Origin of the sequence: Haloarchaeobius litoreus (assembly GCF_024495425.1) — an archaeon.
Classification (GTDB): domain Archaea; phylum Halobacteriota; class Halobacteria; order Halobacteriales; family Natrialbaceae; genus Haloarchaeobius; species Haloarchaeobius litoreus.
Genome location: NZ_JANHJR010000001.1, coordinates 1,289,026 through 1,309,105 on the forward strand (window position 1 = coordinate 1,289,026; position 20,080 = coordinate 1,309,105).

A 20,080-nucleotide genomic window follows, 5' to 3' on the forward strand; every position below is an offset into this window, starting at 1 on the left:
CGAGCAGCGACTACTCTTCCGGTGCCTCGACACGGTCGCGCAGCCACCCCGCCGCCTCGCGGACCTCCGACTCGTCGACTCCCGAGAGCTTGACCGACACCGTCTCGCCCGGGTAGCTCCCGACCTGCACGTCGAAGCGCTCGCGTAGCTCGGCGAACCGCTCGACGAGCGCCGACTCGGCCTCGTCGGCGTCGACCACCTCGACGTGCCGTATCGTCCCGCTGAACTCCGGGGCGACCTGCTCGAACATCGCCTCCATCTCCTCGGGGACGCCCGGGAGGACGTACACCGACTCGACGACACAGCCGGGCGCGACGCCGGCCTCGTTGTGCAGCACCCGCGCGCCGGCAGGGAGATGTGTCGTCCCCGGCGCGAGGTCGCTCGCCGAGTACCCACCGTGTTCGGTGAGCCACGCCTCGGCCTCCGGGTTGGCCTCGACCTCCCGGCCGACCGCGGCGGCGACCCCCTCCATCGTCAGGTCGTCGTGCGTCGGTCCGAGCCCGCCGGTGACGACGACCGCGTCGTACGCCGCCAGCGACTCGTTGACGACCTGTGCGATGTCGCCCACGTCGTCCGGGACGGTCAGGACCCGTTCGACCTCGACGCCGCGCTCGGTGAGCCGGCGGCAGAGCCACGTCGCGTTGGTGTTCGCCGTGTCGCCACTCAGGAGTTCGTCGCCGACTGTCACGACGGCTACGCGCATACCTCGGGGAACGGTCGGCGTGGACAAAAAACGCGCGTTGGCGGGAGCGTCACCCAGGCCCGTCGCCGCTGTCGAAGCCCATCTCCTCGCGGAGCTCGGTGAGCTCCCGGATCTGGTACCAGTAGTAGCCCATCCCCGTGAGCGCGGCGAGCCCGAGGATGACCGCGGTTCCGGTGAAGATGTAGTAGTCGCGCTGGAGGTAGTACTTGATCGTCATCCGGCCCGAGACGGGGTCGTCCTCGTCGGTCCACTCGAGGTGGAGCCGGTTGCCGTCGTCGACGTAGCTGTTGTCCGCGGACGGGACGACCTGTCCGAACAGGAAGAAGGAGGTGCGGAAGCCGGCCGGGAGCACGACCTCGTAGGTGCCCTCCATGTAGTTCCACATCCGGAAGTGCTTGGGCTCGGCGGGGCCTGAGAACGCGAGGGTGCCGTTGACGCTCCCGTTCTCGGTCGGGAGCACGACGTGTGTCCGGTAGTTCGTCTTGTACACCCGGAGTTCGGAGCCGTTCACCGTGGTTCCGTTCGGGTAGCGGAACCGGAGCGCCGAGATGTCGACCGGGTTGTCGTTGCTGATGCCCCGGGTCCACACCTCGAACTCCTCGTCGGTGCGGTTGTCGATGTGGTAGACCGCGTGGTACGCGCCGCCGGTGACGTTGACGTACACGTCGGTCGTCTCCGGCGTCTCGACGGGCTCCGGCGTCCCGTTCGTCGTGTCCCAGCTCGGGACCTCCTCCCAGGCGTAGGTCGCGTTGCGGTCCAGCCGTGCGTCTGAGATGCCGTCGTCGAAGAACCCGAGACAGCCGGCGCTGGCGACGAGCAGCAGGGCCAGCCCGGCTCCGAGCAGCAGTCGACGGTTCATACTATGGGACGACGCACTTCAGCTCGGCCGGGAGGTACTCGCCGATGCTGGCGAGCAGCCCCGGCGGGTCGGTGTCCTCGCGGCAGACCACGGACTGCTCGAGCAGGCCGAGGCGTTCGACGGTGACGATGTCCCGGGCGTGGCCGGCGCGGTTGACCGTCGCGCGGACCTCGCCGCGGGTCGCGCTGTTGACGTTCAGCCGACCCGTGCCGCGGGTCCACTCGTACAGCCGGTCGCGTTCCTCGTCCGCCAGCCGGGAGGGCCCGTCGTCGCCGCCGTAGACGAACCGCATCGGGAGGTGCTGGACGATGCCGAACCGGTCGCGGATCTGCTCCGGTGTGCCGGGGCCGAGGCCGAGCTCGTCCGCGGGGATGCGGACGTGCTGGCCCGCGTCGAGGACGAAGCCGTCGTCGTCCCACCGCTGGAGCGTGCCGACGTACGTCTCGCCCGCCTCGAGCTGGGGCAGTATCTCGCCGTACGCCTCGGCGAGCACGTTCCGGGCCGCGACCGCGTCGGGGCCCTCCAGCGTCACGGTCGGGAAGTCGTCGTGTCTGATTCCCAGTTCGTACTCGACGTCGAGGTCGCCGACCTCGTTGTCGACCAGCGCGCGCAGTGCGTCCATCGACCGGTCTCGCGCGTCGCCCTGAACGTACACCTTTGTTGCGAGGACGACCATTATGCGCTCGCGTCCACGTTCAGTTCGTCACGGAGCTCCGCGATGCGCTCCTCCATCGCCGTGACCAGCATCTCGTTGTCCATCGACTCCACCGGCGAGCCACACTCGGGGCACTCGAAGCCGAAGTCCATCGCCTCACCGAACTCGAATCGGATGGAGCAGACCTCACAGAGGTAGAACTCGTGGTTGCGCTCGTACTCGTTTCGTTCCGCGAGCGTGTCGAGCAGTCGGTACATCTCCTCCTCCAGGTTCTCCGGGATGTTGTCGTACTTGAACGTCCAGAGGTACGTCAGCCAGCCGGAGTCCTCGTCACGGAGCCGTCGGTACGAGGCGAGGTCGTTCTCGTAGAGGATGAACAGGGCCCGGCGCACGTCGTTGAGCTCCAGGTCCAGTTCCTCTGCGAGTTCCTCGTCGGTGACCTCGCCGTCCGGCGGGGCGGCCGCGACCGGCATGCCCTTCGGACCGACCAGCTCGTGGAGGTACTTTTGGATGACAGGGTCTTCCAGGAGCTCCTCAAAAGCCATTGTCGTAATTCGGGGCTCTCACGCGTTTAAAAGTACCGCTCCGCCCCCGTGCGGGCGTGGGGATGACAGACAGGTGTCGCCCGTCACGTGGTCGCGGCACCGCCGCGACGGTGGAAGCCTCGCTCGTCGCCCGTCTGGGTGCCTCGGTCGCCGCCTGTCAGGGGTCGGGGTCGAAGATGTCGGGCTCCGGCGAGCCGTTCACCTGGATGACGCCCATCATGCCCTTCCGGGCGACCCTGGTGAGGGCATGGTCGACCAGCTTGATCGGCTCGGGGACCGGCGTGTCGATCTCCGCGCAGGCGACGGTGCCGGGCGCGACCGGCGCGGTTTCGACGTAGTGCTCGGGCTCGTTCGCAAGCGCGCCGTCCCGGTAGAAGTCCGTCCAGACGTTCCCGATGGCGTGCCACGAGCTGGTGAGGTTCGGGCCGCCGTTGGACATGAAGATGCGGACGCGGTCACCCTTGTCCACCTCCACCGGGCCGTAGCCGTTCCCGGTGAAGGCGTACGCCTCGCCGTTGTAGACGACGTAGCTCGGCTCCTCCTTCTTCATCGCCTCGAAGTCGAAGGCGTGGTGGCCCTCCTCGCCCGCTGCCTTGTCGGTGTAGATCTCGTGCTGGCCGAAGTAGAACTCGTGGTCCACCTCGGGCAGCCCCTCCTCGGGTTCGACCAGGATGGCACCGAACATGCCGGCGCTGATGTGCTGGTCGAGGTTCGGTACCGCGCAGTGGTAGATGTGGACGCCGGGGTACATCGCCCGGAACTCGATGGTCGCGCTCTCGCCCGGGTTGATGCTCGTTGCGTCGGCCCCACCACCGGGGCCGTACACCGCGTGCAGGTCGATGTTGTGCGGCATCGAGTTGCTGTCCGGGCTGGAGAGCGTCAGGTTGACCGTGTCACCCCGCCGGACGCGTATCATGGGCCCCGGCACGCGACCGTCGAAGGTCATGTAGTCGAACGTGACGCCGGGCTCGATCTCGGCGGTCTCCTCGGTGACCTCGAGCGATATCTCGTGCCGGCGGGGCTCGTTCCAGTCCACCGGGTCCGGGACGTCCCGTGGGTCGGCCGCGATACGGTCGACCGTCGTCTGTGCCGGTTCCTGCTGGGTCGGGGTGGCCGAAGCAGTGGTCTGCTGGTCCGCCTCGACCGGTTGCTGCCCCGTAGAACAGCCAGCGAGGGTTGCTGCGCCACCGACACCGAGGGCCTGTACGACGCGCCGCCGCGTGGTATCAAACATTGGTGGTCACCTCACATTCCACGCTTGTCGGGGCTCCCACATCAACCGTGAAGACGGTTCTCACCCGGGTGAGAACCGGCTCGAAGGTGTTCGGACGACGTACTATAAGAAGGGTTGGGCGGTCACTCGTCGTCCTCGGCGAGCACGCGGTTCGGGACGGAGGAGGGTCGGTCCGCACCCATCGAGACGTCCCCCGCAGCGAGAACCGCTTCAGGAGCGCGTCGGAGGCGAACGGGGCCATCCCGTGGATGATGAGCGTATCACCGGGGAGGCGGGCCCGGAACAGCAACTGGACGGTCTCGCCGTTGTAGAACTCGAGACTGCGCGTCGGTCACGACGGTCTCACCGCCGGGTCCGGCGCAGACGGTCAGGCATGGACCTCCGTCGGGATTGGCGGGGTGTGCTCGTACGAGTAGAGCGCACCGGCACCCATCACAAGGGGGTTGAACACGAACACGACCGCGAGCAGTCTCGCGAGGGGTCCTCGTCTCACGCCCGTGACGGGGGCGAGGGAGGGACGAACCGGTTCGTCACCGACGGGTTCTGGGGACGTTCCCCCGGCGAATGTGTTCGGACGCCTTCCCGACAGGCTGGAATCTGAGCGACGCCTATCCCGACGAGCGAGTAACTCCCGTCTGTGATGTCACGCGATACGAGACTCGACCGACGGACGTTCGTGAAGACTGCTGCGACCGCGACTGCGCTCTCGGCCGGGGCCGGCTGCCTCAGCGGGAGCGATGGGTCCAGCGACGGCGGCGGCGGTGGGGGCAACGACGGCGACGACAGCGACGCCGGTGACGGCGACGACAGCGACGCCGGTGACGACAGCGGCACGGACTTCGGCGGCTGGTTCGACAACGTCGGGAACTTCGACGGCGTCGCCGACCACACCGGGGAGTCCGAGGTGACGGTGACCGTCGGTGCCCAGGGCAACGGCGGTGGGTTCGCGTTCGACCCGGCCGCCATCCGCGTCGACACCGGTACCACGGTCGTCTGGGAGTGGACCGGCGACGGCGGGAGCCACAACGTCGTCGCGGACGGCGGTAGCTTCGAGAGCGACCTCGTCGGGAGCTCGGGCCACACGTTCGAGCAGACGTTCGACTCGTCGGGAACGGTGAAGTACTTCTGCTCGCCGCACGAGCAGATGGGGATGAAAGGCGCAGTCGTCGTCGAATAGGGCCGACGACCGTCGTTTCTCGCGTTACGTCCCGCCGCCGGTCTCAGCCCGGAGCTCGGTCCAGAGGTCCTCGAGACGCTCGTCCGCCCGCGCGGACCGCTGCTCCACGACGGCGGCGAGCGAGCCACCGTCGTCCGGTTCGACGCGGACCGCCTCGAACGCGCGCCGGTATCGGGTCGTCGGCTGGCCGCGACGGAGCGCGTCCGTCCGCTCGGTCACCAGCCCGGCGTCGACCAGCCTGTCGAGCTTCCGGTAGGTCGTCGACAGCGGGACCTCGGCACCGTCGGCCACCTCGCCGGCGGTCGCGGGCTCGTCGAGGAACTCGACGATGGCCCGGCAGTCGTCGTCGGCGAGCGCACCGACGACGGCGCGAGCGTCCGGTTGCACGTGGCTGTCGCTATCGACAGCGAGGCTGTCACTGCTCATGATCGGTCAGTGCTCTATCAACACGTCCTCGTCGACGTCCTCGACGAACCGCTTCACGACGGCCTCCTCCGCGCGGTGCAGGGTCTCGGACGCCGTCGACTTCGCCATCCCCAGCTCGTCGGCGAGCTCGGTGAGTGAGCAGTCACGGGGCGTGTCGTAGTAGCCGTGGTCGACGGCCGCCAGCAGCAGGCGGAGCTGGCTGTCGGTGAGCAGTCGCTCGGGTTCGACGCGCTGGCTCACCTGCTCGACGGTGTAGGGGATGCCGAACGTGTCGAGCTGCTCGGCGAGCGCCGAGAGTCGGTGCTGGGGCGCGGTGATCTCCCACTCCGCCTTCCCGTTCTCCAGCGTGAACGGCATCTCGAGCGGCACACCGGAGCCCTGCACCGGGAGCAGGAGGAACGGCGTCGTGGTCTCGAACTGGACCAGTGCCTTGCCGTCGTCGGCCTGCAGGACCTCGAGTTCGGTGACCGTGTCGTCCGCGTCGATGGCCGTGACGACCGGTGGGAGGTCCGCCGCGATGACCTCCGCCAGTCCGACGCCGGCGTCGTCGTCGGTGAGCGCGGCGAGGATCCGGAAGCGCGCCTCGGGGTGGTCCCGCGAGATGTCGCCGATCCAGACCCCCTCGGGCACGGTGAGCGTGAGTTCTGCGCGTGGCATTGTCCTATCTCGACGTAGTGGGACCGCACCCCAATCAGTGTTCCCGAACATGTTCGGACAGTTCCGAACACCTTCGGGAGAATACCCACCCATCACGCGCCCCAAGCACCGGTATGCACACCGACGAGCCCACACAGGTGCTCGACGTGCGGGACGTAGACGGCGAACCGTTCGGACACATCGACGACGCGCTCGCCGAACTGTCCGCCGGCGAGCGTCTGCTGCTCGTGAACGGCTTCGAGCCGGTCCCGCTGTACGACGTCCTCGAACGGCGCGGCTACGATTACGAGACCGAACAGGTCGCGCCCGACGAGTGGCACGTCACCATCGAGGCGGTCTGACGGTCGGTCCGTCGTCGAGCGAGCGTCCCGGTGACGAGCAACAGCACCTCGCCGACCGCCTCCGCGCCCAGCGGCCGGAGTACTGACCGCCGGCCCCCTGGGTCCTCAGACCGTCCAGTCCTCCTGCGTGTACGCCATCTCCCAGAACGAGTGTTCGAGCCGGGCGCTCGTGAGGAACGCCTCGCGCATGGCGTCGTGCTCACCGGGATAGCGCTCGCCACAGCGGTCGACGAACGCACGCAGCCAGCCGACGGCCTCGGCGAACTCGTCGCTCGTGTACTTCTCGACGAACGGTGCGTAGCGGTGCTGCTCGTCCATCAGGTCGTCCATGTGACGGGCGACGTCGAGGTAGCCCTGGCCGCAGGGGTAGATCGCCGCGGCGATCTCGGCGATTGAGCCCTCGTGGGCCGTCCGGACGAGGTAGTTCGTGTACGCCACGCAGGTCGGAGCCTTCCGGACCGATTCGAGGTCTCCCGGCGTGAGGTCGTACTCGCGTGCGAACTCGCGGTGGAGGTCCATCTCGTCGTCGAGCACGGTGTGGGCGACACCGAGTAGGTGCGCCATCGTCTCCTCGTCGCGTGCTTTCGTCCCTGCGACGGCGAAGGTCCGGGCGTAGTCCAGCAGGTACCGGTAGTCCTGCTCGACCCAGTGCCGAAACGCCGCCTCGTCGAGCGTGCCCGCCGCCAGTTCGGTCACGAACGGGTGGTCGTACTGCGCCTGCCAGATGTGCTCGCCCGCGTCGAGAAGTTCGTCGCTGAAGGCCATAGGTCGGAGAGCGGACTCCAGCAGAATATAATTTACTAATACAATTTAGTTGTTCCCCGGGCTGCCCTGTCGCCGCTACAACCGACGTTTCAGCTTGCCGGGGGCTTTTGCAGTCGCCGGAACAACCGTCGACCATGCAGCGTCGAGACGCCCTGAAGCTCCTCCCGACGACCGCACTCGGCGGTCTCCTCGCCGGCTGTACCGACTCCCTCTCCTCGGGCGACCCGACCGATACCCCAACCGAGCCGTCGACCGGCGCACCGGCGACCGAGACGGCGACGACCGACGGCGGAACAGAGGCCCCGGAGTCTGGCCTCACGGTCCAGTCGGTCGACGTCGGCCAGTACGTCCTCCGGCTGAACGACCTCGGCACCGGGCCGGGTATCCAGCCGACACCCGTCTCCGGGCTCGACGACCCCGAACGGAGTGTCGTCGAGCAGGCCATCGCCGGCGGCTACGAGTCCGACGACCGCCCCGCGTGGCTCCAGGAGTTCGTCGCGAACACGCGGTACGTCAGTCGGGACGGCAGCTACTACGAGCTCGAACACACGCTGCCGACCTACGAGATCACCGCCGACCGCGTCGACGCGAGCCAGGTCGATTCGGTCGCCAGCTACGACGAGTACGAGGCGGCAGTCACCCACGACGGCGTCGTCTTCTCCGGCCTCGTCCGCGTCGCGCTCGACGGGGGCTACGAGACGGCGCACCTCTGGCCGAGCCTCGACTCGTTCCTCGCGGAGTACGACGCGGTCGACTACCGGGGCGAGACCGTCCGACTCACCCTCGCGACGGGCGACGCCGCCCCGCCGTTCACCGTCACCGCGAGCGAGATACCAGCCTCGGCGCTCGCCGACGGCTCGGTGTGGGACGCGAACGGGGCCTCCGACGAAGTACCGGCGGTCCTCCGCGAGGCCGGCGAGGCATCGGGCGTCTACTCGCTCGACGACCCGCCCGAAGGGCTACTCGCCGGGCTCGACGAACACGACTACGTCTCCCTCGACGGCCGCTTCTACACGACCTACGTCGAGAACCGCGAGCCGCTCCCCGTCACGCTGGACGCGACCGCCGTCGAGGGTGAAGAGGGCCCCGCAGTCGAGATCTCGCTCCGGAACGACGCCGACGCGACGGTGTCGGTCACGAGCGGCGCGCCGGCTCCGTTCGGCGTGCTCTCCCTCCGCGCCGCGAACGGGGACCGCCGCTCGCTCCTCTGGACGGACGCCTACGAGGAGAGCGACCACGTCCACACCGAGGGACGGTCCGTCACGGCCGTCAACAGCATCGGCCTGGTGACGGAGGTCGAAGCCGGTGGCTCCGTCTCCCGGACGTTCCAGGTGGCCCCGGACATCGAGCCCGGCGAGTACGTGCTCGACGACAGCGTCGGGGTCGAACTCCCGGGTGACGAGGAGGGCGGTACGCTGGATTATACCGTCCGCGTGCGCGTCGCGTGACCGTGCGCGGGCACCCGTCGCCGGGCGAACATGTTCGGGCCAAGGCCCACGCCCGGCCCGGCGCTAGTTCCAGCCGATGCCCGAGAACCAGATCGACGTCCGCGAGATACCGCCACAGCAGCGTCACCCGAAGATACACGACGCATTCGACGAGCTCGACCCCGGCGAGGCGCTGACGCTCGTCAACGACCACGACCCGAAGCCGCTGTTCTACGAGTTCCAGGCCGAGGTCGACGACTTCGACGCCGACGCCTACACGGTCGACCGCGTCGCCGACGACGAGTTCATCGCGACGCTCCCGAAGCAATAGCGGTTCGCTCGTCGCGACCCTCCCCGAGCTCACTCCTCCCAGACGGCGGTGACGACACCCTCGTCGGTCTCCGCCGTGTCGTACTCGAACCCCCGCTCGGTCAGCCGCGGGTAGAGGTGCTGCGGGGCGCGGTCGTTCACCTGGACGAGCACCGTGCCGTTCGCGTCGGCGGTCCACTCGAGCGTCCTCTGGAGCGGCTCCGGCGGTGGAAGCTCGCGTGCGTCGAGCAGTTCACACGGTCTGTCCGTCGGTGCAGCCGTCGCCTCGCGGAGTGTCTCGGCGTCCATACCTGCACTGACGCCCGCGAGTCACTGGGCGATGTCCCCGAACACGTTCGTCCCCGGGCGCGCCGAACATGTTCGGGAGTCCTGTTTCGGCCGTTCCGCCCCGAGTGTCGGGTATGCCGAGCGTCTCGCACGATGACACGGAATCGGTCGCCGGGGAAGCACACGACGGCTCCTGGTCGGTGAACCTTGAGAGGTCCGAGTACGCCGACAGCCCGGAGCTGGTCGTCGACGACGCACTGACGGCCGTCGCCGAGACCCGGCCGGGATTCCACGTGAACCTCGTCACCCACGGCGACTCCGGCCACCCGCAGACCTACCTGTTCGACGCACTCGGCGAGGCAGTGGGGGACGCCGCCCGCTGGGAGTACGTCGAGCAGTGCGGCTGCGGTGGCCACGTCACCCGGGTCCACGTCGAGGACGACTGGACGCGTCCCGACGACGCCTGACCATGCAGGTGGACACGGACGAACGGCCGTTCGTGCTGGTCTGGGAGCTGACCCAGGCCTGCGAGCTGGCCTGCGAACACTGCCGAGCCGACGCACAGCCACGCCGCCACCCGGACGAGCTGACGACCGCCGAGGGGGAGCGACTGCTCGACGAGGCCCGGGAGTTCGCCGAAGGTCAGATCGTTGTACTCTCCGGAGGGGACCCACTCGCCCGCGAGGACGCGGTCGACCTCGTCGACTACGGCACCGACCATGGCCTCCGGATGACGATGACGCCGAGCGGGACCAGCTCGCTCACCCGGGAGCGCCTCGACGAGCTCGCCGACGCGGGACTGCGGCGGCTCGCGCTGAGCATCGACGGCGGCTCGGCCGCGACCCACGACACGTTCCGCGGCGAATCCGGGAGCTTCGAGTCGACGGTCCGGGCAGCTCGGCAGGCCCGCGAGGCCGGGCTCCCGCTCCAGATCAACACGACCGTCTGCGCCGACACCGTCGAGGAGCTCCCCGCTATCCGCGACCTGGTCGCCGACCTCGGAGCCGTCCTCTGGTCGGTGTTCTTCCTCGTGCCGGTCGGCCGCGGTCGACTCCTCGACCCGGTTTCACCCGAACGGGCCGACCGCGTGATGGCGTGGCTCCACGACGTCCGCGAGGACGCTGCCTTCGGCGTCAAGACCACCGAGGCCCCCCAGTACCGGCGGGTCGGGCTCCAGCGTCGGCAGGGCGACGGGACCGACGACGGGGACTCGTCCCGCGGACCGCCAGCCGGCATCGGTCGCCGGACCGGGATCACCGCCGGCGACGGCTTCGCGTTCGTCAGCCACGTCGGCGAGGTGTATCCCTCTGGATTCCTGCCCAAGTCGGCGGGCAACGTCCGCGACGAGAGCGTGGTCGACATCTACCGGGACGCACCACTGTTCGAACAGCTCCGAGACCCCGACGCGCTCCGCGGGAAGTGCGGCGCGTGCGAGTTCCGGACCGTCTGCGGCGGCAGTCGCTCGCGGGCGTACGTCCACACGGAGGACCCGCTGGAGAGCGACCCGCTCTGCCCGTACGTGCCCGACGGATACGAGGGGCCGCTCCCCGAACCGAGTCGCGGATGACGTCGAGCCAGCCCGAGATGACCGACGACCCTCGCGAACCCTCGACGCGCGCCGAACAGCGCGCCCGCTGTGTCCAGCGCGAGGCGGTCGAGCAGGCGTGCTCGCAGCTCGCCGCCAGCGGGGAACTGACCGAAGAGCGACGGCAGGCGGTGGCGGCACTGGCGCTCCGGCTCCGGCGACGACTGGTCGACGGGCCGCTCACGGTCGCGCGGGGTCGGTCGTGCCACGCGGCCGACGCGGACGTCGACCCGACCGTGGTCGCGGCGCTGTTCACCGACTGAGCCGCCAGCGCCGAGGCTGGTCGGTCCTCCCACGGTCCCTTCTGAGGCGAACAGGCACCACTCGTGCTCCCGACGGCGACGTGGCGCGCACCCGCGGCCCGCCGTCGGACCGTTCTCAGATCACGCCGGCTCTGGCCGCGGGATGGTACATAAAGCGTGGCCCGGCTGCGTTCAGACGAACGTCACGGGGACCGTACTCGCCTCGCGTGCGTGTGGAGAGATGTCCACGTCGACACGTCTAGTGCGGGACGGACGCCTTTGGGTCCGGACTCGAAGACGGTCACGTGTGGTGTGTCGGTCAGCTCGGGGACGGAGACGACATCGGGCATCTGCCGCGACGTTCTCGGGCGGGCCCGATCCCGAGTCGCCAGGACATCTTCGGTCCGGTCACTCGCTCGGGGCAGTACCGACGAGCGTCGGGAGGACGCCGTTGCCGTGGACGCGGACGACCCGGAGCAGGTTCGCGCTGAAGACGAGGGTGCCGAGGAGAAACAGGGCACCACCCGCGAGGACGAGCCACGACGGCGCGAACGCCCAGTCCGCAGCGACCAGACAGCATGCGCCTCCGGCGGTCGCGACGAGGTCCACCGTCGCCAGCCGGTCGTCGTAGAGGTCGTCGATCATCGGCACCGGTTCGTAGCCCAGTCGGTCGGCGTAGCGGTGAATCCAGACGACGAAGGGGACGACGTGGTACAGCGTCCCGAGCACGACGAAGCCGACGACGAACAGCGCGAGGGAGTCGAAGCCCGCGCCGAAACGGGCGTCGAGCGCGGTCGGGTCGCGGAGCCACGTCGGGGTCGTCGCGACAGCCCAGCCGATCATCCCGACGGCGGCAATCGCATAGCGGGTGAGCATCGGCGTTCGGGGGACGCGTGCAGCGTGGAGTCGGCGTCCGAGGACGATTCCGACGGCGGCCACGCTGGCGACGACGAGCAGTCCCCCGGCCCGGGCGAGCGGGACGTTCGCGACGAGTCGGCCGCCTGCGAGGGCGAGAACGCCGACCGGGAAGGCGACCGTCTCGAATCCGGCGAGGAGTCCGTCGAGACGGTCCAGCTCGGTCTGGGTGAACATCGTCGCGAGCTGGTAGAGCGCGCCGAACACCGTCGTGAGGACCGCGCCGAAGACGGCGAGGGTCGCGTGGGCCGCGACGACCCTGGTCCGGGGTACCGTCCCGACCCCGAGTAGCCCACGTGTGAAATCGATGGCAAGGACGACGCCGAGGACGGTGACGAGGACGAAGAAGCCGAGCGCGAGGAGAAAGTGGCGCTCGGTCACGTCGAGCGGGTGTGCAGCGACCAACGTCCGGCCGACGTTGTACGCGAGCGTCCAGAAGCCGAGCGCGAGCACCGCGCCGGCGACCGGGAGCAGTGCGAGTCGACCGGCGAGCATCGCGACGACCAGCCCGGTGACACCGAGGGTGAGCAGCCACAGCTGGACGGCAGCGAGTCGCTGGGAGTGCAGGCTGGTGCCCGACCAGACCGGGACGAACTGGGTCATCGCGCCGGCGATGGTGATACAGACCCAGCCGACGAGCAGCAGGTGGACGTGTGCGAGGGGGGCGATACCGGATACGGCGTCCGCAACTCCGGTGGCGTCGGCCGCGATGGCGACCCGCAGGGCCGCCGCGGCGACGAGGAAGCCGAAGCCGACGACGAAGTGCCGGAGCGGGACCGCCATCGGTGGCTGGCTGTCCGTGTCGAGGTCACCCGGAATCGCGCTCATGTCGGTCGCTACGCTGTCGCGTTCCGTGGGTGGTTCCGCGAACGTGTTCGGGGACGGGCGCGTCGAGGGAGAAGGGAGGTCGAGCCAGCGGTGGCTCACCCATGGCGGGCAGTTCGAACGTGGGACCGTACAGTCGAGTATCCTCGGCCGAACACGTTTGTGCCGGCGTCAGTCGGACGCTTCGTCCGTCGCGCTCTCGTCACCCTCGTCGGTCGACGAACCGTCGCCCTCGTCGACCGGGACGACGCGCTTGCCGGTCTCCTCCGGGACGACCTGGCGGTCGGCGTCCGTCCACTCGCGGTCGAGCTCGCGCCCCTCGAACAGCCGGTCGAGGAAGACCGCGAGGCCGGCGACCTCCGAGTGGGGCTGGTTCGTCACCGCGACGTTGTAGTCGGCGTGTTCGTACACGTCGAAGGGGACCTTCTCGGAGCCGACGACGACGAGCAGCGGAGCGTCGGCGCGGGCCGCGCGTATCTCGCCCTCGACGTCCTGGATGCGCTCGCCGTACATCGTCAGGTGGACGACGACGCCGTCCCAGTGCCGGACGACCGCGGCGGGCGAGTCGGTGAGTTCGACCTCGAACGGGCCGCCGAACCGCCCGGTGATGTCCGCGACGGTCTGGCGGGACTGGTCGGCGTTGGCGGGGTAGACGACGCGGTCCGCGCCGAGCGCGCGGGCGGTGAGGCCGACGTGGGTCGTCATCCGGTCGTCCCGGCCCGGCCGGTGGGCCAGGCGGAGGACGGCCACTTCGGGTTCTCCCTGCATACCACCGGCTACGTCGGTCGCTCGTTAGGGGGTTTCGCTTTCGACGGTACGACCGGATTACCCGGGACGGTCGCCGGTCGGTTCGGATATCGCGTCCTTAACAACGTCGCCTCCCGGCGTAGTGCGACCGCCATGACGGCAGTCAAAATCATCAAGGTGCTCGGCACGTCGACCGAGTCCTGGGAGGACGCGGCGCACGAGGCGGTCGCACAGGCACAGGAGAGCATCCACGACATCCACGGCATCGAGGTCGAGGACTGGACGGCGAACGTCGAGGACGGGCAGATCACCGAGTACAAGACGACCGTCGAGGTCGCGTTCCCGGTGATACACGAGGAGTCCTGACTGGCCGATACCGCAGGGGACACCCACGCTTTTCTCGTCACCCGCCCTACGGCCGCCATGACCAGACCGGAAGCCATCGCGGGCGTCGAGCACGTCGACCTCACCGGACGGACCGTCCTCGTGACCGGTGCGACCAGCGGCGTCGGTCGGGAGACAGCCCTTGCTCTCGCGCGCCTGGGCGCACGCGTCCTCGTCCACGGTCGGGATCGGATGGCAGGACGCGCGGTCGCGACGGAGCTCGACGACCTCGGTGCTGACTCGGTGTTCTTCCGGGCGGACTTCGCGAACACTGAGTCGCCCGTCGACCTCGCCGATGCCGTCGCCGAGCACACCGACGAACTCGACGTGCTCGTCAACAACGCCGGTGCCTACGTCGACGACCCGACGCTCGCCGACGGCGTCGAGCTGACGTTCCGGGTGAACCACCTCGCGCCGTTCGCGCTGACGCGGACGCTCTCGGACGCTGGAACGTTCGCGGGCGATGCGCGAGTGGTGACGGTGTCGAGCGCAGTCCACCCGCGGGCCGACGCGAGCGATCTCACCCGCGAGGCGGTCACGTCGGTCGACGACTACGACGGGCTGCAGGCCTACGCGCGGTCGAAGCTCGCGAACGTCCTGTTCACCCGCGAACTCGCCCGCCGCGAGTCCGACCTGCTCGCGAACTGCTGTCACCCCGGGCTCGTCCCGGGCAGCGGCCTCTGGCGGGACGCGTCGTTCCCGATTCGGGCCGGCGTCCGGCTGCTCGCTGCGCTCCCCGACCCACTCCTCGAACGGGTCGCGGACAGTTCACGCTCGGCGGCAGCGACCAGCGTCTTCCTCGCCGCCGGGGAGTACGACGAGTCGGGTGCGTACTTCAGCGACTGCGAGCCGACCACGCCGTCGCCGGCGGCCCGGGATGACGAGCTCGCGCGGCGACTGTGGAAGCTCACCGAGGACCTACTGGAGTAGCGTCCGCGTGCGCGTGTCAGCCAACCGGAGACCAGAACACACTTGCCCGACCCTCGCACATCCGAGCACATGGATCTCACCGACAGGAACGTCGTCATCACGGGCGCGGCCGGGCTGGTCGGCTCGCACCTCGCCGCCGAGCTGTGTGACGACAACCACGTCGTCGCCGTCGACGACCTCTCGAAGGGCTCGCGCGAACGGGTTCCCGCCGGTGCCGAGTTCCGACGGCGCGACGTGACCGACCCCGACGACGTCGCCGACGTCATCACCGAGGACGTGGACATGGTGTTCCACTTCGCCGCGTACACGGACACGAACTACGACGACGACCGCCAGCTGTTCGAGGAGAACACCGAGATGACCTACAACGTCCTCGAACGCATGGACGAGGTCGGCGTCGACAGGCTCGCGTTCACCTCCTCCTCCACCGTCTACGGCGAGGCTCCGATGCCGACGCCCGAGGACTACGCGCCGCTCGAACCCATCAGCATCTACGGCTCATCGAAACTCGCCGACGAGGGGCTACTGTCGACGTACGCGCACTCCTACGGGATGCAGATCTGGTGCTACCGCTTCGCCAACATCGTCGGCCCGCACCAGCGCGGCAACGTCGTCCCCGACTTCATCGAGAAGCTGCTCGACGACCCGGAGACGCTGACCATCCTCGGTGACGGCCGCCAGGAGAAGTCCTACCTCCACGTCGAGGACTGCGTCGACGCGATGACCCACGTCGTCGAACACGCCGACGCGGACTTCAACATCTACAACCTCGGGACCAGAACGACGACCTCGGTCACGGCCATCGCGGACATCGTCGCCGACGAGATGGGGCTCGACCCCGACTACGAGTTCACCGGCGGCGACCGCGGCTGGACCGGCGACGTGCCGAAGATGCGCCTCTCCATCGAGAAGCTCTCCGCGCTCGGCTGGGAGCCGCCCCGCTCCAGCGACGACTGCGTCCGCGAGGCGACCCGCCAGCTCGTCGGCGAACTGCGCGAAGAGCACGCGAACTGACCGCCGTTCTTCCGAATCGGACGTCCACACGCACCACGAGCCAACGGCTGATCGGTGGACGCGGGAGGTGGGCGGCGGGCGACGGGGACGATGCCGTTCAGTTGTCGGAGGAGTCGAGACCGAGTGCAGCGGCGGCGTCCAGCAGACCTGCGCCGGACTCGTTGGAGCCGAGGCCGATGTCCTCCGCGGAGGAGGCGAGCGTGTTCCGTGCCTCGGTGTTGGTCGCGCCGTTGGCCATCAGCTGACCGGCTGCACCCGCGACGTGCGGGCAGGCCATCGACGTGCCGGAGAAGGTCGCGTAGCCGCCGTTGTCGGCGACCGAGGAGTAGATGTCCGTGCCGGGCGCGGCGATGTCGACCTCGGGGCCCTGGCTGGAGAAGTCGCTGAGCGAGTCGTCGGAGGCGGTCGAGGAGACGGCCATCACGGTGTCGTAGGCCGCCGGGTAGCCGACGCAGTCGGTACACGGACCGCTGTTGCCGGCGGCGGCGACGAGGAAGACGCCGTTGTCCACCGCGTACTGGCAGGCGTCGCGGAGGGTCTGCGACCCCGAGGAGCCGCCGAGGCTCATGCTGCCGACGTCCCAGCCCTGGTCGGCGACGTACTGGACACCGGCGGCGATGTCGGAGAAGGAACCGGAACCGCACTTGTCCAGCACCTTCACGGCGTGCAGGGTGGCCTGCGTCGAGACGCCGACGACACCCTGGGAGTTGTTCGCCGCGTCGGCGATGCCGGCACAGTGGGTGCCGTGGTCGTTGTCGTCGTCCCAGTCGTTGTAACAGGTGTTGTTCGCGGGTTTTGCGCCGTACCGGCAGCCACCCTTCGTCTCACAGCTCACGAACGCGCGTCCGGAGCCGACGTTCGCCTGCAAGTCTGAGTGGTCGGAGTCGATGCCGGTGTCGATGATGGCGATGTCGGCCCCGCTACCGGTCTCGCCGTTCGCGTGGGCGACCTCCGCGTCCACACGGTCGACGCCCCACGGCTGTGTCTGGGCGAGGGCGTACATCGTGCCGTTCTCCTCGACGTACCGGACGTTCGGGTTGTTCTCGAGGGCCCGCGCGGCCTGCGGTGCGGCCCGGATGGTGACCGCGTCGAACGCGAACTCTCGTACCACCTCGTCGGCCGCCGATAGTGCCGCCCCACGGCCCAGGTCGCCGTCGAAGCCCACGTTGAATTCGACGAGGTCCGGGGAGCCGGCGCTGCTGACGCCCGCGAGTCCGCCGACAGCCAGTGCGCCGCCGGTTGCTTTCAGCATCGTCCGTCGCTTCGTGCGTTGGGTGTTGTCAGTCATCCCAACCACCGGTGATTACCATACACACTTAAATTTAATGTTCTAAGATATTCGGGGCAGATTTCTAACTAAATTAAGATACGCGTGCCCAATGCTAGCGAGTAGTATCGCAGTTCCGAGAAAAGAGAGGATGGCGCGACTGCCGTCTCACCGGCTACCGCTGGAGCTGCGTGCTCAACTGTCAGACGAGTCGAGGTTCAGTGCAGCAGCCACGTCGAGTAGCCCGTTGCCCGACTCGTTCGGTGAGAGCCCGATGTCCTCCGCCGTCGAGCCCAGCGTGTTCCGGGCATCGGTGGCGGTCCGACCGTTCGCCATCAGCTGGCCGCCCGCGCCCGCGACGTGTGGGCACGCCATCGAGGTGCCCGAGAACGTGTCGGTGCCGCCGGGGACGGTCGATGTGATGTCCGAGCCGGGGGCGGCGATCTCGACCTCGGGTCCCTGGCTGGAGAAGCTCGACAGCTCGTCGTTCTGGTTCGTCGAGGAGACGGCCATCACGGTGTCGTAGGCGGCCGGATAGCCGACGCAGTCGGTACAGGAACCGGAGTTCCCGGCGGCGGCGACGAGGAGGACGCCGCTGTCCACCGCGTACTGGCACGCGTCCTCGACGACGCTGGACGCTGAGCCGCCGAGGCTCATGCTGCCGACGTCCCAGCCCTGGTCCGCCACGTACTCGATGCCCGCCGCGATGTCGGAGTACGAGCCCGAGCCCTGGCAGTCGAGGACCTTGACGGCGTGCAGGGTGGCCTGCGTCGAGACGCCGACCACGTCCTGGCTGTTGTTCGCCGCGTCGGCGATGCCGGCACAGTGGGTGCCGTGGTCGTTGTCGTCGTCCCAGTCCTCGTAGCACTCGTTGCCGTTCCCCGCGAACCAGCAGATGAAGCCACCTCCCCCACAGGATGCGACCGCGTGCCCCGAGCCGAGGTTCGCCTGCAGGTCCGGATGGTCGGAGTCGATACCGGTGTCGATGATGGCGATGTCGGCCCCGTTGCCGGTCTCGCCGTTCGCGTGGGCGACCTCCGCGTCCACCCGATCGATGCCCCACGGTTCGGACTGGGCGAGCGCCTCCATCTCGCCGTTCTCCTCGACGTACCGGACGTTCGGGTCGTTCGCGAGCCCGCTGGCGGCCTGCCGCGTGGCTTTGATCGTCATCGCGTCGAACGCGAACTCCCGGACGACCTCGTCGGCCACGTCCGCCGCCGCTCGCTGGCCACGTCGCTCGCGGAAGCCGACGTTCAGTTCTAGCTGCTCGCCCGGTGCACCGGCGCTGACGCCGGCTACGCCGCTCATCGCGAGGACGCCGCCGGTCGCTTTCAGAACACTCCGCCTCGTGCGCTGTTGGTTGTTACCAAACATTGCAGCAATTGGTGATTTTTAGTAGATATTAAATTGTGAGGTTCGTTCTCGTCGCGTTCCACCCTCTAGACGGCGGCTACGACCGGATTCCGTCTCAAGACCGACGAGCGCACCGCGGCGACGACGGGTGCTCACGTGCGGCCTCGAACGCAGCCTCAAATATCCATCGAAGCCGACGCCTGCGGGCGATGAGATACCGTGGCAGGCGGCGGCCGATTCGTAGGCCTTTTATATTCACCCTCCATTCGTAACTAATGCGAAGGACGCGCCGGGCGCACCCCGGCGGCGTCAGGGTCGTACCGGAGTCGGTGCGACTTCGAGCCATGAGGATTCCACCCCTGCGGTCCGCCGTACACGATGGAATCTGATACGAGCCTTGGTGGTTCGGCGACATCCGGTCGGACGTCGTCGACCACACATACCACGACAGCAATTTCCGCCACCCCCGTGCTCTGCACGGGACATTCCGGTTGATCCTGCCGGAGGTCATTGCTATCGGGATTCGATTTAGCCATGCTAGTCGCACGGGTTCAGACCCGTGGCAGATAGCTCAGTAACACGTGGCCAAACTACCCTATGGAGGACCATAACCTCGGGAAACTGAGGCTAATAGTCCATACGACTCTCTCCCTGGAACTGGGTTGAGTCAGAAACGCTACGGCGCCATAGGATGTGGCTGCGGCCGATTAGGTAGACGGTGGGGTAACGGCCCACCGTGCCAATAATCGGTATAGGTTGTGAGAGCAAGAGCCTAGAGACGGAATCTGAGACAAGATTCCGGGCCCTACGGGGCGCAGCAGGCGCGAAAACTTTACACTGCACGACAGTGCGATAAGGGAATCCCGAGTGCGAGGGCATAGAGCCCTCGCTTTTCTGAACCGTAGGGTGGTTCAGGAACAAGAACTGGGCAAGACCGGTGCCAGCCGCCGCGGTAACACCGGCAGTTCGAGTGATGACCGATATTATTGGGCCTAAAGCGTCCGTAGCTGGCCGTGCAAGTCTGTTGGGAAATCTGCTCGCTCAACGAGCAGGCGTCCGGCAGAAACTGTGCGGCTTGGGACCGAGCGATCCGAGGGGTACGTCTGGGGTAGGAGTGAAATCCCGTAATCCTGGACGGACCACCGATGGCGAAAGCACCTCGGAAGATCGGATCCGACAGTGAGGGACGAAAGCTGGGGTCACGAACCGGATTAGATACCCGGGTAGTCCCAGCTGTAAACGATGCCAGTTAGGTTTGGCGCGGGCTACGAGCTCGTGCTGTGCCGCAGTGAAGACGATAAACTGGCCGCCTGGGAAGTACGTCCGCAAGGATGAAACTTAAAGGAATTGGCGGGGGAGCACTACAACCGGAGGAGCCTGCGGTTTAATTGGACTCAACGCCGGACATCTCACCAGCTCCGACAGTATGCAG

General features: G+C 68.2%; 24 protein-coding genes and 1 rRNA gene. 11 read left to right on the plus strand and 14 right to left on the minus strand.

The window, feature by feature from the left end; translation table 11 throughout:
- Positions 1 to 10: 10 nt before the first annotated feature.
- The 6 genes from NOW55_RS06620 to NOW55_RS06645 form a co-directional block, all read right to left on the minus strand.
- The gene (locus NOW55_RS06620) at positions 11 to 703 is read right to left on the minus strand and encodes a competence/damage-inducible protein A (RefSeq protein ID WP_256399301.1); all 693 of its coding nucleotides are present in this window, start codon (positions 701 to 703) and stop codon (positions 11 to 13) included.
- Positions 704 to 752: 49 nt separating this feature from the next.
- A complete protein-coding gene (locus NOW55_RS06625; protein ID WP_256399302.1) occupies positions 753 to 1,562 on the minus strand; it encodes a DUF5803 family protein in 810 nt (269 codons plus the stop codon).
- Position 1,563: 1 nt separating this feature from the next.
- Positions 1,564 to 2,238, minus strand: coding sequence for a DUF2110 family protein (locus NOW55_RS06630; protein WP_256399303.1), 675 nt, complete (start codon positions 2,236 to 2,238; stop codon positions 1,564 to 1,566).
- Entirely contained in the window at positions 2,238 to 2,762 is a 525-nt protein-coding gene (locus NOW55_RS06635) for a transcription factor (RefSeq protein WP_256399304.1), read from the minus strand. Before NOW55_RS06635 ends, NOW55_RS06630 begins: the two co-directional genes overlap by 1 nt.
- Before the next feature lie 157 nt (positions 2,763 to 2,919).
- Complete coding sequence (gene nirK, locus NOW55_RS06640; RefSeq protein ID WP_256399305.1) at positions 2,920 to 3,996, minus strand: copper-containing nitrite reductase; 1,077 nt, start codon at positions 3,994 to 3,996, stop codon at positions 2,920 to 2,922.
- Positions 3,997 to 4,363: 367 nt separating this feature from the next.
- On the minus strand, positions 4,364 to 4,489 hold the full coding sequence (locus tag NOW55_RS06645) for a hypothetical protein (RefSeq protein ID WP_256399306.1): 126 nt from the start codon (positions 4,487 to 4,489) through the stop codon (positions 4,364 to 4,366).
- 147 nt (positions 4,490 to 4,636) lie between these two features.
- Here NOW55_RS06645 and NOW55_RS06650 point away from each other — a divergent pair, with 147 nt between their 5' ends.
- Entirely contained in the window at positions 4,637 to 5,173 is a 537-nt protein-coding gene (locus NOW55_RS06650; protein WP_256399307.1) for a halocyanin domain-containing protein, read from the plus strand.
- A 24-nt stretch (positions 5,174 to 5,197) separates the two neighbouring features.
- Here the strand turns inward: NOW55_RS06650 and NOW55_RS06655 are convergent, their stop codons facing one another.
- Both NOW55_RS06655 and NOW55_RS06660 read right to left on the minus strand, forming a co-directional pair.
- Complete coding sequence (locus tag NOW55_RS06655) at positions 5,198 to 5,599, minus strand: DUF7342 family protein (RefSeq protein ID WP_256399308.1); 402 nt, start codon at positions 5,597 to 5,599, stop codon at positions 5,198 to 5,200.
- Between the two features lie 6 nt (positions 5,600 to 5,605).
- The gene (locus tag NOW55_RS06660; protein ID WP_256399309.1) at positions 5,606 to 6,256 is read right to left on the minus strand and encodes a helix-turn-helix domain-containing protein; all 651 of its coding nucleotides are present in this window, start codon (positions 6,254 to 6,256) and stop codon (positions 5,606 to 5,608) included.
- 113 nt (positions 6,257 to 6,369) lie between these two features.
- On the opposite strand from NOW55_RS06660, the gene NOW55_RS06665 reads away from it, so the two are divergent.
- The gene (locus NOW55_RS06665) at positions 6,370 to 6,597 is read left to right on the plus strand and encodes a DUF2249 domain-containing protein (protein ID WP_256399310.1); all 228 of its coding nucleotides are present in this window, start codon (positions 6,370 to 6,372) and stop codon (positions 6,595 to 6,597) included.
- A 105-nt stretch (positions 6,598 to 6,702) separates the two neighbouring features.
- Here NOW55_RS06665 and tenA read toward each other — a convergent pair whose 3' ends face one another.
- Positions 6,703 to 7,362 carry a thiaminase II gene (gene tenA, locus NOW55_RS06670; protein ID WP_256399311.1) on the minus strand — a complete coding sequence of 220 codons (660 nt, stop codon included), beginning with the start codon at positions 7,360 to 7,362 and terminating at the stop codon, positions 6,703 to 6,705.
- Between the two features lie 134 nt (positions 7,363 to 7,496).
- On the opposite strand from tenA, the gene NOW55_RS06675 reads away from it, so the two are divergent.
- Complete coding sequence (locus tag NOW55_RS06675; RefSeq protein ID WP_256399312.1) at positions 7,497 to 8,810, plus strand: DUF8130 domain-containing protein; 1,314 nt, start codon at positions 7,497 to 7,499, stop codon at positions 8,808 to 8,810.
- A 76-nt stretch (positions 8,811 to 8,886) separates the two neighbouring features.
- Entirely contained in the window at positions 8,887 to 9,120 is a 234-nt protein-coding gene (locus tag NOW55_RS06680; protein WP_256399313.1) for a DUF2249 domain-containing protein, read from the plus strand.
- A gap of 29 nt (positions 9,121 to 9,149) precedes the next feature.
- On the opposite strand, the gene NOW55_RS06685 is transcribed toward NOW55_RS06680, so the two are convergent.
- Positions 9,150 to 9,407, minus strand: a complete 258-nt coding sequence (locus NOW55_RS06685) for a DUF2249 domain-containing protein (RefSeq protein ID WP_256399314.1) — start codon at positions 9,405 to 9,407, stop codon at positions 9,150 to 9,152.
- A gap of 113 nt (positions 9,408 to 9,520) precedes the next feature.
- On the opposite strand from NOW55_RS06685, the gene NOW55_RS06690 reads away from it, so the two are divergent.
- Genes NOW55_RS06690 through NOW55_RS06700 form a run of 3 tightly spaced genes read left to right on the plus strand, consistent with a single transcriptional unit; the run spans position 9,521 to position 11,234 of the window.
- A complete protein-coding gene (locus NOW55_RS06690) occupies positions 9,521 to 9,853 on the plus strand; it encodes a CGCGG family putative rSAM-modified RiPP protein (RefSeq protein WP_256399315.1) in 333 nt (110 codons plus the stop codon).
- Between the two features lie 2 nt (positions 9,854 to 9,855).
- A complete protein-coding gene (locus NOW55_RS06695) occupies positions 9,856 to 10,953 on the plus strand; it encodes a TIGR04053 family radical SAM/SPASM domain-containing protein (protein WP_368407717.1) in 1,098 nt (365 codons plus the stop codon).
- 17 nt (positions 10,954 to 10,970) lie between these two features.
- The gene (locus tag NOW55_RS06700; RefSeq protein ID WP_256399316.1) at positions 10,971 to 11,234 is read left to right on the plus strand and encodes a hypothetical protein; all 264 of its coding nucleotides are present in this window, start codon (positions 10,971 to 10,973) and stop codon (positions 11,232 to 11,234) included.
- Positions 11,235 to 11,621: 387 nt separating this feature from the next.
- Here NOW55_RS06700 and NOW55_RS06705 read toward each other — a convergent pair whose 3' ends face one another.
- Entirely contained in the window at positions 11,622 to 12,956 is a 1,335-nt protein-coding gene (locus NOW55_RS06705) for a hypothetical protein (protein ID WP_256399317.1), read from the minus strand.
- 168 nt (positions 12,957 to 13,124) lie between these two features.
- Entirely contained in the window at positions 13,125 to 13,721 is a 597-nt protein-coding gene (locus tag NOW55_RS06710) for a tRNA (cytidine(56)-2'-O)-methyltransferase (protein WP_256399318.1), read from the minus strand.
- Between the two features lie 132 nt (positions 13,722 to 13,853).
- On the opposite strand from NOW55_RS06710, the gene NOW55_RS06715 reads away from it, so the two are divergent.
- From NOW55_RS06715 to NOW55_RS06725, 3 genes are all read left to right on the plus strand, one after another.
- Positions 13,854 to 14,066: a dodecin family protein gene (locus NOW55_RS06715; protein ID WP_256399319.1), complete on the plus strand. Its 213-nt coding sequence runs from the start codon at positions 13,854 to 13,856 to the stop codon at positions 14,064 to 14,066.
- Positions 14,067 to 14,123: 57 nt separating this feature from the next.
- Positions 14,124 to 15,014: an SDR family NAD(P)-dependent oxidoreductase gene (locus tag NOW55_RS06720; RefSeq protein WP_256399320.1), complete on the plus strand. Its 891-nt coding sequence runs from the start codon at positions 14,124 to 14,126 to the stop codon at positions 15,012 to 15,014.
- A gap of 69 nt (positions 15,015 to 15,083) precedes the next feature.
- Positions 15,084 to 16,028, plus strand: coding sequence for an NAD-dependent epimerase/dehydratase family protein (locus tag NOW55_RS06725; RefSeq protein ID WP_256399321.1), 945 nt, complete (start codon positions 15,084 to 15,086; stop codon positions 16,026 to 16,028).
- Between the two features lie 97 nt (positions 16,029 to 16,125).
- Here NOW55_RS06725 and NOW55_RS06730 read toward each other — a convergent pair whose 3' ends face one another.
- On the minus strand, positions 16,126 to 17,316 hold the full coding sequence (locus NOW55_RS06730) for a S8 family serine peptidase (RefSeq protein WP_256399322.1): 1,191 nt from the start codon (positions 17,314 to 17,316) through the stop codon (positions 16,126 to 16,128).
- Between the two features lie 174 nt (positions 17,317 to 17,490).
- Entirely contained in the window at positions 17,491 to 18,603 is a 1,113-nt protein-coding gene (locus NOW55_RS06735; RefSeq protein WP_256399323.1) for a S8 family peptidase, read from the minus strand.
- Between the two features lie 529 nt (positions 18,604 to 19,132).
- Between NOW55_RS06735 and NOW55_RS06740 the strand changes: the two genes are divergently transcribed.
- Positions 19,133 to 20,080, plus strand: a 16S ribosomal RNA gene (locus NOW55_RS06740); the annotation flags it as partial.